At 67.5% G+C, this 13,846-nt stretch carries 17 protein-coding genes and 2 tRNA genes; 9 read left to right on the forward strand and 10 right to left on the reverse strand.

Annotated features, from left to right (window positions below):
- Positions 1–2 precede the first annotated feature (2 nt).
- The 3 genes from ACVOME_RS07945 (at position 3) to ACVOME_RS07955 (ending at position 1,654) form a co-directional block, all read left to right on the forward strand.
- The gene (locus ACVOME_RS07945) at positions 3–635 is read left to right on the forward strand and encodes a cation efflux transmembrane domain-containing protein (RefSeq protein ID WP_080375309.1); all 633 of its coding nucleotides are present in this window, start codon (positions 3–5) and stop codon (positions 633–635) included.
- A gap of 97 nt (positions 636–732) precedes the next feature.
- Entirely contained in the window at positions 733–1,374 is a 642-nt protein-coding gene (locus ACVOME_RS07950) for a LysE family translocator (protein ID WP_065175529.1), read from the forward strand.
- A gap of 106 nt (positions 1,375–1,480) precedes the next feature.
- Entirely contained in the window at positions 1,481–1,654 is a 174-nt protein-coding gene (locus ACVOME_RS07955) for a DUF1328 domain-containing protein (protein WP_006380555.1), read from the forward strand.
- 57 nt (positions 1,655–1,711) lie between these two features.
- Here ACVOME_RS07955 and ACVOME_RS07960 read toward each other — a convergent pair whose 3' ends face one another.
- Complete coding sequence (locus ACVOME_RS07960; RefSeq protein WP_053518695.1) at positions 1,712–1,945, reverse strand: DUF1653 domain-containing protein; 234 nt, start codon at positions 1,943–1,945, stop codon at positions 1,712–1,714.
- An 11-nt stretch (positions 1,946–1,956) separates the two neighbouring features.
- On the reverse strand, positions 1,957–2,232 hold the full coding sequence (locus ACVOME_RS07965) for a hypothetical protein (protein ID WP_053518696.1): 276 nt from the start codon (positions 2,230–2,232) through the stop codon (positions 1,957–1,959).
- 404 nt (positions 2,233–2,636) lie between these two features.
- Between ACVOME_RS07965 and ACVOME_RS07970 the strand changes: the two genes are divergently transcribed.
- The 3 genes from ACVOME_RS07970 (at position 2,637) to ACVOME_RS07980 (ending at position 3,888) form a co-directional block, all read left to right on the forward strand.
- On the forward strand, positions 2,637–2,843 hold the full coding sequence (locus ACVOME_RS07970) for a hypothetical protein (protein ID WP_279942246.1): 207 nt from the start codon (positions 2,637–2,639) through the stop codon (positions 2,841–2,843).
- A gap of 132 nt (positions 2,844–2,975) precedes the next feature.
- Complete coding sequence (locus ACVOME_RS07975) at positions 2,976–3,515, forward strand: DUF3011 domain-containing protein (RefSeq protein WP_053518699.1); 540 nt, start codon at positions 2,976–2,978, stop codon at positions 3,513–3,515.
- Between the two features lie 169 nt (positions 3,516–3,684).
- Positions 3,685–3,888: a hypothetical protein gene (locus tag ACVOME_RS07980; protein ID WP_053518700.1), complete on the forward strand. Its 204-nt coding sequence runs from the start codon at positions 3,685–3,687 to the stop codon at positions 3,886–3,888.
- 69 nt (positions 3,889–3,957) lie between these two features.
- Here ACVOME_RS07980 and dxs read toward each other — a convergent pair whose 3' ends face one another.
- From dxs to ACVOME_RS08015, 7 genes are all read right to left on the reverse strand, one after another.
- A complete protein-coding gene (gene dxs / locus ACVOME_RS07985) occupies positions 3,958–5,865 on the reverse strand; it encodes a 1-deoxy-D-xylulose-5-phosphate synthase (protein WP_065181991.1) in 1,908 nt (635 codons plus the stop codon).
- Between the two features lie 105 nt (positions 5,866–5,970).
- The gene (locus ACVOME_RS07990) at positions 5,971–6,636 is read right to left on the reverse strand and encodes an HNH endonuclease (protein WP_053518701.1); all 666 of its coding nucleotides are present in this window, start codon (positions 6,634–6,636) and stop codon (positions 5,971–5,973) included.
- A 246-nt stretch (positions 6,637–6,882) separates the two neighbouring features.
- Entirely contained in the window at positions 6,883–8,673 is a 1,791-nt protein-coding gene (locus ACVOME_RS07995) for an acyl-CoA dehydrogenase C-terminal domain-containing protein (protein WP_053518703.1), read from the reverse strand.
- Between the two features lie 61 nt (positions 8,674–8,734).
- Positions 8,735–9,211 carry an LEA/WHy family protein gene (locus tag ACVOME_RS08000; protein ID WP_065181910.1) on the reverse strand — a complete coding sequence of 159 codons (477 nt, stop codon included), beginning with the start codon at positions 9,209–9,211 and terminating at the stop codon, positions 8,735–8,737.
- Between the two features lie 161 nt (positions 9,212–9,372).
- Positions 9,373–9,924: a lipocalin family protein gene (locus ACVOME_RS08005; RefSeq protein ID WP_053518705.1), complete on the reverse strand. Its 552-nt coding sequence runs from the start codon at positions 9,922–9,924 to the stop codon at positions 9,373–9,375.
- 126 nt (positions 9,925–10,050) lie between these two features.
- Positions 10,051–10,126: transfer RNA gene (locus ACVOME_RS08010), tRNA-Phe, on the reverse strand.
- A gap of 74 nt (positions 10,127–10,200) precedes the next feature.
- Positions 10,201–10,276, reverse strand: a tRNA-Phe gene (locus ACVOME_RS08015).
- Between the two features lie 371 nt (positions 10,277–10,647).
- On the opposite strand from ACVOME_RS08015, the gene ACVOME_RS08020 reads away from it, so the two are divergent.
- On the forward strand, positions 10,648–11,673 hold the full coding sequence (locus ACVOME_RS08020) for an NADP-dependent oxidoreductase (RefSeq protein WP_481504958.1): 1,026 nt from the start codon (positions 10,648–10,650) through the stop codon (positions 11,671–11,673).
- A 91-nt stretch (positions 11,674–11,764) separates the two neighbouring features.
- Here ACVOME_RS08020 and ACVOME_RS08025 read toward each other — a convergent pair whose 3' ends face one another.
- Positions 11,765–12,604, reverse strand: coding sequence for a bifunctional transcriptional activator/DNA repair enzyme AdaA (locus ACVOME_RS08025; RefSeq protein WP_065175524.1), 840 nt, complete (start codon positions 12,602–12,604; stop codon positions 11,765–11,767).
- 132 nt (positions 12,605–12,736) lie between these two features.
- Between ACVOME_RS08025 and ACVOME_RS08030 the strand changes: the two genes are divergently transcribed.
- On the forward strand, positions 12,737–13,498 hold the full coding sequence (locus ACVOME_RS08030; protein ID WP_065181912.1) for an SDR family oxidoreductase: 762 nt from the start codon (positions 12,737–12,739) through the stop codon (positions 13,496–13,498).
- A gap of 109 nt (positions 13,499–13,607) precedes the next feature.
- Entirely contained in the window at positions 13,608–13,781 is a 174-nt protein-coding gene (locus ACVOME_RS08035) for a hypothetical protein (RefSeq protein WP_481504959.1), read from the forward strand.
- Positions 13,782–13,846 lie beyond the last annotated feature (65 nt).

Below are 13,846 nucleotides of genomic sequence, written 5' to 3' on the forward strand. Positions count from 1 at the left end.
TGATGGGCGAATGCTGTGGCTGCGGCAGGACGATGGACCTGGCGGCGATGCAGGCGCGTCACCGCCGCGTGCTGCGGATCGTGCTGCTGGTCAACCTTGCCACGTTCGCGATGATGGTGCTGGCTGCCTGGTACAGCCATTCTTCGTCACTGCTGTCCGGTGCGCTGGATAATCTGGGCGACGCGGCCACCTATGCGCTCAGCCTCGCGGTGGTGGGTGCGGGCATCGTCGCCAAGGCACGTGTGGCGCTGTTCAAGGGGCTGCTGATCCTTGCCGCAGCGGTGGCCGTGGCGGTGCAGATCGGTTGGCGCCTGCTGCATCCGGAGGTGCCGCTGTTCGCCAGCATGGGCTTGGCCGCCCTGCTCAATCTGGCAGCCAATGCACTGTGCCTGTGGCTGCTCACACCCTATCGCAACGATGACGTCAACCTGGCGTCCGCCTGGGAGTGCTCGCGCAACGATCTGTACGAGGGCTCGGCGGTGCTGCTGGCTGCAGGGCTGGTGGCGCTGTTCGGTGCGGGCTGGCCCGATCTGCTGGTGGCGGCCGCACTGCTGGTGCTGTTTCTGCGGTCGGCGATGCGTGTGCTGGGTACGGCGTGGTCGGAGCTGCGCGCGGCACGGCAGGTTCATGCGTGAGTGGCCGCCTGTAACCGTCGCATCGGCATCGCGCTGTATGTGACGTCGCGGTGAGCCACCGCCTATGCTGGGACGGTTCTCTTTCGTGGATGGCCGAATGTCCCTGCAGACCTGGTGGTGGTTCCTGGCTACGGTGTTCGTGCTGTGTGGCACCCCTGGACCGAACATGCTGCATATCCTCGGACGCAGCGTCGGCCTGGGATTCCGCGCCAGCCTCCCGGCCATGGCCGGCTGCCTGCTGGCCATGCTGGCGGTACTGGCGGCCTCCGCCGCCGGGTTGAGCGCACTGCTGCACTCCTCACCCATGCTGTTTGAAGTGCTGCGCTATCTGGGCGTGGCCTACCTGGCCTGGCTGGGCCTGAAAGCGTGGCGCGACAGCAGCCGGCCGGCAGCGCCGGTGGACGTTGAGGCCCCGGCGACGGTGCTGCCAGCGGACGGAGCCTGGGCGGTATTCCGCGGCGGCCTGCTGGTGGGCCTGAGCAATCCCAAGCTGCTGCTGTTCGCCACGGCGTTCCTGCCGCAGTTCGTCGATCCCGCGCGGGGTCAGGCCGTGCAGTACAGCGTCCTGGTGGCAACCTTCGCCAGCTGCGAGCTGTTCTGGTACGTGATGTATGCCGCCGGTGGCCATGGCCTGCGCCGTTGGCTCGGCCGGCCGTTCGCCCGGCGCTGGTTCGAGCGGCTGGTGGGCAGCGTGTTCCTGGCGTTCGCGGTGGCCCTGCTGCGCTTCCGGCCCCGTTGATCCGTATGCGGCTTCACGCCGCACGCGCGGCTCCCTCACGAGGCTGGCATCGGCTGCGGCCTAGGCTGATCGCACTGTTTTCAGTCCCTGTGGGGAAAGGATCGACATGATCAAGTGGGCCATCATCTTCGCCATCATCGGTGTGATCGCCGGCGTGCTCGGCTTCGGCGGAATCGCGGGTGCCGCGGTGGGTATCGCCAAGTTCCTGTTCTGGGCCGGCATCATCATTGCCGTGGTGCTGTTCCTGCTGGGCATGACCGTCGCGAAGAAGGTCAGCTAGCGGCTGCCTGCGTGGCAGCGCGCGCAGGCGTGCGCTGCCACGCGAGACGCGCAGTCTTCAGTCTTCGATACGTGCGAAACGAGGCTGTGGGCCAAGTGCGCCCGGTACCTGTTCTACGAACATGGCGTACGGTCGCACCCACAATCCGCCTTCGCCATACAGTGCGCGGTACAGCACCATCGGCTGCAGGGTCTCGCTGCTGCGCACGATGTCGATCACTTCATACTCGCCGCCCTTGAAATGGCGATAGCGGCCGCGCGCAAGCGTGGGCAGGGGACTGAGCGCCGTCATGGAGGCGGCACTCATCTGCGCGCCGGCTGTGCCGGCATCGCGCAGTAGGCGTCGATCGCCTCGGCGGTGTTGGCCAGGCCCTGCGCCTGGGCCAGTTCCCAGGGGCGCTCGCAGCGCTGGCTGCGCTCGCACCACTGGTAGCCAGCCGAGCCGATGCAGCCATGGGCATCGCGATCACCGCCGACTACGGGTGCGGAAGTGGCTGCCGCTTCGCGCACGGGCGTCTGTTGCGGTGCCGCGCAGGCGGCCAGGGCCAGCAGCATCGGCGCCAGCATGAGGGCTTTCATCGAGGACACTCCGTGGCCTAAACCACCAGTGTGCGGCGGGCCAGCAGCAGCGGCAAGCACTCAACTCATCGACGCGCGGATCAGTTCCTCGATCAGGACCAGGTAGCAGGCTGCGAAGTAGAACTTCAGCAGCGTCGAGCGCTGCGGCGGTCGGAAGGTGCGCATGTGGAAGGGGCCCCTGTTGGTGACGATAGTGTGAAGCCAAGCTGACTTCGTGACAAGAATCACGAAAGTCATGGGGTGAACGGGCTCAGGGATGTGACGAAGCGCGAATTCCGATCCGCCGGCGGGGATTTTTCGGACAAATCTGATAGGCCCTGCCTGAAGCGCTCGCTAGCCTGAACAGGTATCGGCGCTCTCACCTCATCCCGGCGCCGCGTCCATTCCCTCCGTTGGAGTCGATCATGGTGTTTACCGTCCACTGCAATGCCCAGCACTGGTTCGTGCTGGACCCCGAGGCGCGCACCACCGCCTCGTTCGCCCGCGGCGCCGACGCGTTCGATGTCGCCACCGAACTGGCCCAGGAACATCACCGCCGCACGGGCCAGCACTGCATCGTGCGTGTGGAGGCACTGGGGGGTGCCGTAGATGTACTGCGGATCGGTACCTAGCGGCCGACCCTGCGGCGCAGTCAGCCGCGGTTGAGCTGTTTGAATGGGGAAAGAACCGACGGTACGTTGCCCTCTGTGCGCAGCGCTGCGAATCCCGGATGCTTGCCGCCACGCATTCATCTGGAGATCTCGATGGGCAACGCACTCACCTGGCGCACCCTGGCCTGCGCACTGCTGCCGATGCTGGCCGCCGCCGGGGGCGCGCAGGCGCAGAACTATGGTTATGACGACGATCGCCATGGCGGCCGCGACGGAGGCGGCATCGTGCGATGCGAATCGGTCAAGAACCGCAGCAATGAGTGCCGCCTGGAAGGACGGCCCCGGCTGATCCGCCAGCTGTCCGGCTCGCCGTGCGTGGAGGGCGAGACCTGGGGCCAGTCGCGCTCCGGCGTGTGGGTGACCCGGGGCTGCCGGGCCGAGTTCGTCGGCGAGTCGCGTCGTGGCGGCGGCTGGGGTGGTGGATGGGGCAACGGCAATGGCCGCGGTGGCGAAGTCATCGCCTGTCATTCCAATGGCCATCGACAGGAATACTGTGACACCCGCGTCCGCCGCAGCGTACGCCTGATCCGGCAGGACTCCCGCAGTGCCTGTATCGAGGGCCGGACCTGGGGCTGGGACCGCCGCGGCATCTGGGTCAGCGATGGGTGCCGCGCCCAGTTCCAGGTGAACTGATCCTTCTGGCCATCTGCGTCAAAATCAGAAAAATCTGATATTGCTCACAGTTTGAACGCCGTATCGTCTGCAATCAGGGCACGGGTGCCCTGATCGCATCGGCAGTCCGTGCCGGCACCGATGCACGCCTTCCGCCATCATCGATACGCTGCCTCAAGGAGTGAGCTGCATGTTGATCCGCCTTCAGTGCGAACAGCGCCAATGGCGCGTTCTGCACCCGGATAGACCGGAGCCGATCGAGTTCCGCGACGGCGCCCGGGCCTTCGATTTCGCCCAGGCCCTGGCCAGGCTGCACTTCGTGGACACCGGGCAGCGCGCCGCCGTGCGCGTGGAAGCCAGCGGCGCGTTCGTGGAAGCGATCAGCTACGGTTGAACAGGGACCGCGCGTCGTTCCGCAGCAGGCGTGGGAAACCGGGCGCCTGCCCGGTTCCACCCGGGGCGGTCAGCCCGCCGCGCTCAGCGGCGGAGTGGTGGCAGCCAGCTGCGGCCAGCGCTTGAGCACGGCCGCGCGGATCCCGGCGGCATCGATGCCGGCTTCAGCCAGCAGGTCCTCGCGGCTGGCATGATGCTGGTAGGCGTCGGGCAGGCCGAGATGCAGGATCGGTCGCAGCACCGCTTCGGCGTTGAGCAGCTCGGCCACGCCGGAACCGGCGCCACCGGCCACCACGTTGTCTTCGATGGTCACCAGGCCTTCGTGCTGGGCGGCCATTGCCAGCACCAGGTCGCGGTCCAGCGGCTTGATGAAGCGCATGTTGACCACGCTCAGGCCCAACTCGCGGCCCACCTGTTCGGCGGCGGCAACGGTGCTGCCGAACGCCAGCAGGGCGATGTGGCTGCCCTGCACGCGCAGCTCGCCCTTGCCGATCGGCAGCGTGGACAGGTCGCTGCCGGCGGCGACGCCGGTACCGCTGCCACGCGGGTAACGCACCGCAGCCGGACCAGCGTACTGCAGACCGGTGCTGAGCATCTGCCTGCACTCTGCCTCGTTCGACGGGGCCATCACCACCATGTTCGGCACGCAGCGCAGGAAGCTCAGGTCGAGGTTGCCGGCATGGGTCGCCCCATCCGGTCCGACCACGCCGGCGCGATCAATCGCGAACAGCACGTCGAGGTCCTGGATGGCCACGTCATGCACCAGCTGGTCGTACGCGCGCTGCAGGAAGGTGGAATAGATCGCCACCACCGGCTTGCCGCCCTGGGTGGCCATGCCGGCGGCCAGGGTGACCGCGTGCTGCTCGGCGATCGCCACGTCGAAGTAGCGCTGCGGGTATTCCTTGCTGAAGCGCACCAGGCCGGAGCCTTCGCGCATCGCCGGGGTGATGCCGTACAGGCGTGGCTCCGCGGCGGCAGCGTCGCACAGCCAGTCGCCGAACACGTCGGTGTAGGTCGGCTTCTTGGCGCCGGTCTTGGCCACCAGGCCCTTGTCGGGATCGAACGGGCCCACTGCGTGATAACCGATCTGGTCGCCTTCGGCAGGCTCGTAGCCCTTGCCCTTGGTGGTCATCACGTGCAGCAGCTTGGGGCCCTTGGAGGCGCGCAGCGTCTTCAGCGTGGACAGCAGGGCGGGCAGGTCATGGCCGTCGATCGGGCCGGTGTAGTGGAAGCCCATCTCCTCGAACATCGTGGAGGGCACGAACATGCCTTTCCAGTGCTCTTCCCAGCGCTTCACGAAGCGCGCCGGATTGTTCTTCTTGTCGCCCAGGATCTTCTTGCCGCCTTCGCGCAGTGCATTGAGCGTGCGGCTGCCGGTGGCGCGGCCGAGCATCTTGGTCAGCCCGCCGACGGCCTCGGAGATCGACATGTTGTTGTCGTTGAGGATCACCAGCAGATTCGGCTCCGGCTCCATGCCGCCCGCGTGCATCAGCGCCTCGAAGGCCATGCCGGCGGTCATCGCGCCGTCACCGATCACTGCCACGATCTTGCGGTCGTCACCCTGTGACTGGCGGGCGATGGCCATGCCCAGTGCGGCGGAGATCGAGGTCGAGGAGTGACCGACCCCAAAGGTGTCGAACTCGCTTTCCTCGCGCTTGGGGAACGGCGCCACGCCGTCCTTCTGCTTGACGGTGTGGATCTCGTCACGGCGGCCGGTGAGGATCTTGTGCGGGTAGGTCTGATGGCCCACATCCCAGACCAGCTGGTCATGCGGGGTCTGGTACAGGTAGTGAAGGGCGACGGTGAGTTCGATCACGCCCAGGCCGGCGGCGAAATGTCCGCCGCTCTTGCCCACCGATTCGATGAGGTAGGCGCGCAGTTCGTCGGCGACCGCCCTCAGCTCGGATTCGTCGAACGTGCGCAGGTCATCCGGCGTCTGGATGTGCGCGAGGCGGGGATAGCGGGCAGAGTCGATCATCATGTTCGCACGTGTTCTGAACGACCATTTTCGCCCTCAAACGGGGGTGGGGCAAGCAAACGCCGCCGTCCGTGACAGGACGGTGAGGGTTGCCGGCCGGCAGGTTCAGGTGCTGAGCTTGGAACGCTTGGGCAACTGCGCTTTCAGGAACGCCATCTGGTCGGCCAGGATGTTGCGGTTGGACAGGATCAGGTGCTCGATCCAGCTGGGCCGGTAGGGCACCGCCAGCAGCGGCATGCCGGCCTGCTGGGGGGTACGGTCACTCTTGCGCGAGTTGCAGTGGAAGCATGCGGTGACTACGTTTTCCCAGCAGTCCAGCCCGCCCTTGGACAGCGGCATGACGTGGTCGCGGGTCAGCGAGGGACGGTTGAACTGCTGGCCGCAATACAGGCACAGGTGCGAATCGCGGGCGAACAGGGCCGGGTTGGTCAGGTTCGGGGTAGGGTCGATGGCACGGGATCGCGCGTGGCCGCGCGCGGCGATGATCGGATGCAGGTCCAGGCCACTCTGCAGGCCGCTGAACCGGTTGGTTCCGCCGTGGATGTGCAGGCAGGGGTCGCCAAGGGTCCAGGCGACGGCCTCGCGGGCGTAGAGGCAGGCGGCATCCTGCCATGTGATCCAGTCCAGTACGCGTCCGTGGGCGTCGAGCGAGAGCAGCCGGACCGAACCGGGGCGGTGCAACGTCGTGACGTTGGGCGATGCTTCGACGCCCGGAGCAGAAAGCGGGGCTCCGGCTTCGATCAGACCCAAGCGTGTAGTGTCTGTCTCCATCGGGAGAACAGCTTATACCTGAATGTTGACGATTTGTGTATCGCCCGTCGGCGATACGCAAATCGCAAGATTCAGGTCCGCGCATTCCTCCTGTCTCCCGCGCCGTTGGCGCGCCCCCCTTAACAAAGGGGGGCTTTTCTCCAGAGGGATGATCGAGGGCGGTCAGGCCGGGGTCGGATCCCTTTCCGAGGGAAAGGACTCTGACCCCTCATCCACGCATGGCGTGGATCTACCGGCGGGATGGGCTCAGGCGCCGAAGCGCTCGTCGTCCATCGCCATCAGCGGCGCGGCACCGGCCTGGATCGCGGCAGCATGGCTGAGCGTACGCGGCAGCACACGGGCGAAGTAGAAGCGCGCGGTTTCGCGCTTGCCCTGCGCGAATGCCGCGCCGTGCGCACTGGCGTCGGCGGCGGCGACACTGCGTGCCCACCAGTACGCCAGCACCACGTAGCCGGAATAGAACAGGTAGTCGTAGCTGGCCGCACCCAGCTCGTCCGGGTTGCCGGCGGCGCGCTGCAGCACGTCCATGGTCAGCTTGCCCCATTCGGCGGCCTTGGCGCGCAGCGGGCCGATGAACTCGGCCAGCGCTTCGTTGCCCTCGTGTTCCCTGGCGAAGGCCTCGATCTCGGCCAGCATCAGCTTGAGGCCGGCCCCCTGGCTGGAGGCGGTCTTGCGGCCGATCAGGTCCAGCGCCTGGATGCCGGTGGTGCCTTCATACAGCGTGGTGATGCGTGCATCGCGCGCCAGCTGCTCCATGCCGTGTTCGCGGATGTAGCCGTGGCCACCGAAGCACTGCAGGGCGTTGTAGGTGTTCTCGATGCCCCATTCGGTCTGGCAGGCCTTGGAGATCGGGGTCAGGAAGCTCACCAGGGTGTCGGCGCGCTCGCGCTCGGCGGCGTCGTCGGCGCGGTGGGCGATGTCGATCAGGGTGGCCGCGTGCAGGGCCAGCAGGCGGCTGCCTTCCACCAGTGACTTCACCGTCAGCAGCATGCGGCGCACGTCCGGATGGACCAGGATCGGGTCGGCCGGCCTGTCCGGGAACTTCGCGCCGCTCAGGGCGCGCGACTGCAGGCGCTCACGGCTGTACTTGAGCGCGTTCTGATAGGCGCGTTCGGACAGGCCGATGCCCTGCAGGCCGACGCCCAGGCGCGCAGTGTTCATCATGGTGAACATTGCCTGCAGGCCCTTGTGCGGCTGGCCGACCAGATAGCCCTGCGCGCCGTCGAAGTTCATCACGCAGGTGACCGAGCCCTTGATGCCCATCTTGTGCTCGATGGAGCCGCAGCGCAGCGCGTTGCGCTCGCCGACGTTGCCCTCGCGGTCGACCTTGAACTTCGGGGTGACGAACAGCGAGATTCCCTTTGCACCCGGAGGCGCGTCGGGCAGCTTGGCCAGCACCAGGTGCACGATGTTGCCGGTCAGGTCGTGCTCGCCGGCAGTGATGAAGATCTTGGTGCCGGTGATCGCGTAGCTGCCATCGGCGTTCGGCTCGGCCTTGGTCTTGAGCAGGCCCAGGTCGGTACCGCAGTGCGGTTCGGTCAGGCACATGGTGCCGGTCCAGCGGCCTTCGATCAGGGGCTTCAGGAAGGCGTCGTGCTGCCACGCTTCGCCGTGCTGCTTGAGCGCTTCAATGGCGCCGTGCGAGAGCAGCGGAAAATTGCCCCACGCCAGATTGGCAGCATTGATCATTTCATTCAGCGGCACGCCCAGGGTGTGCGGCAGGCCCTGGCCGCCCAGCTCGGGTGCGGCGGTCAGGCCGGTCCAGCCGCCGTCGACGAACTGGTCATAGGCCTGCTTGAAGCCAGGCGGGGTGGTGACTTCGCCGGTGGCCTGGTCGAGCACGCAGCCGATTTCATCGCCCACGCTGTTGAGCGGGGCCAGCACGCTCGCGCTGAAACGGCCGGCTTCCTCCAGCACGGCATCGACCACGTCGGCGGTGGCGTCGGTGAAGCCCAGGCGGGCGAACAGCGGTTCGACCTTGAGCACGTCGTGCAGGGCGAAACGGAGGTCGGAAAGCGGGGCGGTGTAGCTGCTCATCGGATACGTCTCGATCAGGGACAGGGAGAGCGGCGCGGTGCGCCGCGATGGAAAGCGGTGTTCAGCGCAGCACGCCCGGCAGGCCCGGCGCCTGGTTCAACGTGCTGCGGCTGCTGACGTCGAAGCTGCGCTGCTTCTTTTCCTGCGGCGTGGCTGTCACCGAACCTTTCAGGCCATAGGCCAGGGTGCGGTTGCCGGCCAGCGCATCGGCCACCACCAGGCGTGCGGCCGAGCTGGGCACCAGGTCGACCGTGATGACGTCGGCGGAGGTGCCGCCGATGGAGATGCCGGGACGGGCCTGCAGGGTGCCGGCTTCGCTGTCGCCGACGCTCAGCGCCAGGGACACATCGTCGAACGTCATCGGCATCGAGCTGTAGTTCTGCAGGCGCAGCGCCACGGTCCAGTTGCCGTCGGCGCGGACGGTCAGCTGCTGCAGGCTGGCGGCCGGTTCCGAGACGCGCTTGACGATGCCGTCGCTGCAGGCGGCGAGGGCGAGGGTGCACAGGACGATCAAGACGGTACGGAAACGGTGCAACATGGGCGCAAGTCCTCTGAAGGGGGTGCGTTGGCGTAAGCATACTACGGCGTATGGTTCAGTGGATCGCCTGTGGCGACCCGCCGCAGAGGGTAGCGCGTGAAGATGGCGGCCGGACACGCACAGCGCCGGAGCGGGCGCGTTGCGCGCAGCCGGAGGGCGGCTCAGTCGGCCGGTGCGTCGCGTATCGGCGCCATCAGGCGCAGCGGCGCCAGGTCGTAGCCCATCGCCTCGGCCTTGGCCTTCAGCTGTTCGAACCGTGCGCGGTCCATCTCCGGCAGGCGCGACAGGATCCACAGATACTTGCGGTCAGGGCCGCCGACCATCGCCCACTGGTAGTCCGGATCCAGCGCCAGCACCCAGTAGTCGGCCCAGACCAGCGGCACCCAGCTCAGCCAGTCGGGGACAAAGCGCACCTGCAACTGGCCGGGATGTCCGGCCACGGGCCGGGCCACGCCTTCAGCCACCACGCGTTCGCCGTCGCCATTGCGGCAGGCATTGGTGACGCTGATGCGGCCATCGCGGCGCAATGCATAGTGTGCGGTGATGTCGCCGACGCAGCGCTTCTGGAACGACACGGGCAGGTGGGCGATCTCGTGCCACTGGCCGGCATAGCGGTCGATGTCCAGTGCATCGACGGCACGCACGGGTTCGCTGGCGGTCGCGGACAGCGAAGCCAGCAGCAGGCAGGCGAACAGGGCAGGGCGCAGATGCATCGGCAGACTCCGGCAGGACACTGGAGCGTAGGGGGCGTGCTGCGTGCCGGTGTGAATGTTTCGTCAACCGCCTGCATGGCGCGCCGGAAACAAAAAAAGACCCGCATTTCTGCAGGTCTTCAAGCATGGTGGCCGAGGACGGAATCGAACCGCCGACACGGGGATTTTCAATCCCCTGCTCTACCAACTGAGCTACTCGGCCAGATTGTGCGGCAGACCGCGATCGACAGCGGTGGCCGGAAAAAAAAGACCTGCATTTCTGCAGGCCTTCGAACGTGGTGGCCGAGGACGGAATCGAACCGCCGACACGGGGATTTTCAATCCCCTGCTCTACCAACTGAGCTACTCGGCCACGTGTTTCGTTGCAGCGACGTCGCTGCCAAGGACGCGCATATTACGGAGGTCGGCTGTCTTCGGCAAGCATTTTGGAAAAAAACCTTCACATTGCCGTCTGCGCGGGCGCAAGTGGTTGATCCTGCGTCGTGCCGAGGTGGCGGCGCCGGTCGATGGCGGACGAGGCGGGTGGTCGCGGCGGCGGCGAGGATCGTCGCCTGCAGCGGAAATCAGCGGGCCGCCCGCATCGGCAAACATGCAGGGGCAAGGCATGCGGCCGCGGTTGCATCAGGCAGGCGATGGAACGCTGTTTTCGCCGCCGCACGCGCCGATCGTCGCGGCGTATTGTCGCCCCTCCTGTCCAATGCTGTCCGCAGCAGAGTCCATCCCATGGCTGATCAACCGACCACCACCCGCATCGTCCTCGCCTCGCGGCCGCAGGGTGCGCCGATCGCTGCCAATTTCCGCCTGGAGCAGTCGCTGCTGCGGGCGCCGGCAGTAGGACAGGTGCTGCTGCGCAACCGCTATCTGTCGCTGGATCCGTATATGCGCGGGCGCATGGACGAGGGACCTTCCTATGCGCCTCCCGTTGCCGTGGGTGCGGTGATGGAAGGGCAGACCGTCGCCGAAGTGCTGCAGTCGAATGCGGCGGGAATCGCGGTGGGCGAGTTGTTCCTGGCGCCGGGTGGATGGCAGACCCATGCGGTGCTGGATGCGCAGGTGCTGGGGCGTCGGCTGGACCCGGCGGGCCTGCCGCTGAGCACGGCACTCGGCGTGTATGGCATGCCGGGATTCACCGCGTATTCCAGCCTGCATGAAATCGCCCGGCTGCAGCCGGGCGAGACGCTGGTGGTCGCCGCTGCGACCGGCCCGGTGGGGGCAACCGTCGCCCAGCTGGCCAAACTGCAGGGCGCCCGCGTGGTCGCCATTGCCGGCGGCGATGGCAAGCGTGCCTACCTGCAATCGCTTGGCGTGGATGTGGCGCTGGACCATCGCGCGGCTGATTTCGCCGCGCAGCTGCGCGCCGCCGTGCCGGACGGCATCGACGTCTACTTCGAGAATGTCGGCGGCCACGTACTCGACGCGGTGCTGCCACTGCTCAACGATTTCGCCCGCATTCCGGTCTGCGGCACCATCGCCACCTACAACGCGCGCGGCGTCGAGCATCCCGGGCCCGATCGCCTGCCGGCATTGTTCAGCCAGATCCTGCGGCAGCGGCTGACGGTGCGCGGCTTCATCGTGCACGACTTCAGCCACCTGTGGCCGCAGTTCGAGCGCGAGATGGCGCACTGGCTTCGGGAAGGGCGCATCCAGTACCGCGAGGACGTGGTCGAAGGGCTGCAGAACGCACCGGATGCCTTCTTCGGGCTGCTGCAGGGGCGCAACTTCGGCAAGCTGGTGGTGAAGCTGGACTGAGCCCTCGCCGGTGTCCGCAGGGCATGGCCCGGCGCTGCCACGGCGCGAGAGCCGGCCACGGTCGGCATCCACCGGTCCTGATGGGGCGGCATCAGCCGTTGGCGGCGTTCTCCCGGCGCAGCAGTTCGCGCTTGCGGGCCACACCCCAGGCATAGCCGGACAGATCGCCATCGCGGCGCACCACGCGATGGCATGGCACTGCCACCGCCAGTGGATTGCTGGCGCAGGCACGCGCGACCGCGCGGCTGGAGCGCGGTGCGCCGATGCGCGCGGCAATGTCGGCATACGATGCGGTCTGCCCTTGGGGAATCTGCTGCAGCGCCTGCCAGACGCGCTGCTGGAAGGCTGTGCCGCGGATGTCCAGTGGCAGTGTCGCGCCACGTGCCGGATCCTCGACCAAGCCGATCACCTGCGCCACCAGCTGCTCGTAGCCGCTGTCGGCGCCGACCAGCTCAGCCTGGCGGAAGCGTTGCTGCAACGACTGCAGCAGCGCTTCCGGATCGTCGCCGAGCAGGATCGCCACCACGCCGATGCTGCTGCTGGCCACCAGTACGCTGCCCAGCGAGCTTTCGGCGATGGCGAAATGGATCACCTCACCGCGTCCACCGCTGCGCCATTGCCGGGGCGTCATTCCCAGCAGGCGCGGCGCGTTCTCGTAGAAGCGGCCGCTGGAGCCGAAGCCGGCGTCGTGGAAGGCATCGGTGATGCGCGCCTGCTGTTGCAGTCCTGTGCGCAGCCGATCGGCACGCAGGGCCGCCGCATACTGCTTCGGGGTCAATCCGGTGGCCTGCTTGAACAGGCGATGCAGCCGGGTGGGGCTGCAGCCCGCCAGTTCGGCAAGCTCCTGCAGCGAGGGTTCGTCGAGACGGGCCTGCAGGTGGCGGCAGACGCGTTCGACGCGGGCATCGGTGGTTGCGATGGCAGTGTCCATGCGTCGATTCTGGCACGTGCCCCGCTGGCGGAAACTCCGTTTCCTGCACGCGCCGGCAGGGCCCGGAAACGGAGTGTCAACGGGGCAGGGGCGCGACATCGTAGGGTCCACTTCACTGCCTGGACCCCGAACATGCGCCTGCACGACAAGATCGCCCTCATCACCGGTGCCAGCGCCGGCATCGGCCGCGCCTGCGCGCTGCGTTTCGCCGCCGAGGGCGCAAGGCTGGTGCTCAACGCGCGGCAGCCGGAGCCGTTGCAGGCGCTGGCCGATCAGATCCGTGCTGCCGGCGGCGAGGCGGTGGTGCATGCCGCCGATGTCGCCGGGCCGGACACTGCACAGGTGCTGGTCGACCTGGCGAAGCGGGCCTTCGGAGGCCTGGACATCGCGATCAACAATGCCGGGATGCTGGGGCCGGGCGTGCCCGCTGCGGAGTTTCCGGTGGACGCCTGGAGGCAGGTGATGGCCACCAACCTCGATGCAGCCTTCCACGCCGCGCGTGCGCAGTTGCCAGCCCTGCTGGCGCGGGGCGGCGGCTCGCTGGTGTTCGTCGGCACCATCGTCGGCCATACCGTCGGCTTGCCCGGCATGGCCGCCTACGCCTCGAGCAAGGCCGGGCTGATCGGCCTGAGCCAGGTGATCGCCGCCGAGTACGGCGTACGGGGCGTGCGTTGCAACGTGCTGCTGCCCGGCGGCACCGACACCGAGATGGGCCGGCAGGCTGCGCCAGACGAGGATGCGCTGGACTTCGTACGGTCGCTGCATGCGCTCAAGCGCCTGGCCGGGCCGGAAGAGATCGCCAACGCTGCGCTGTTCCTGGCCAGCGATGAAGGCAGCTTCGTGACCGGTAGTGCGATGCGCGTGGACGGCGGGATATCCATCAATCGCACCTGAGGGGACGGCCGGCGGCTGCACATGGCGTTCGCGCCGGACTGACCCGTCCGTTACCCGGCGACCTCTAGCGTGGCACCAGCGCCGGCCTCCGCCGGCGGCGGAGCCACGCATGAGCAGACACGAAAAGGACACGCCCGATCCACGCCAGGGGGTGCAGGAAAGCCGCCAGGACCGGAAGCAGGACGACGTCGCCAAGCAGCGTTCGGGACAGCGCGACCAGCAGGTACGTGACACCCACTCGCGCAGTCCACGGCGCAAGGATGGTGGGCAGGAGCCTGCCTGACGCGTCATTGCTGCAAGCGCCCTCGGCCCGAGCCAGCGGCTGCCCGATGCTGGGTTTGTCGCCAC

It is taken from the genome of Stenotrophomonas sp. STEN008 (assembly GCF_056760435.1).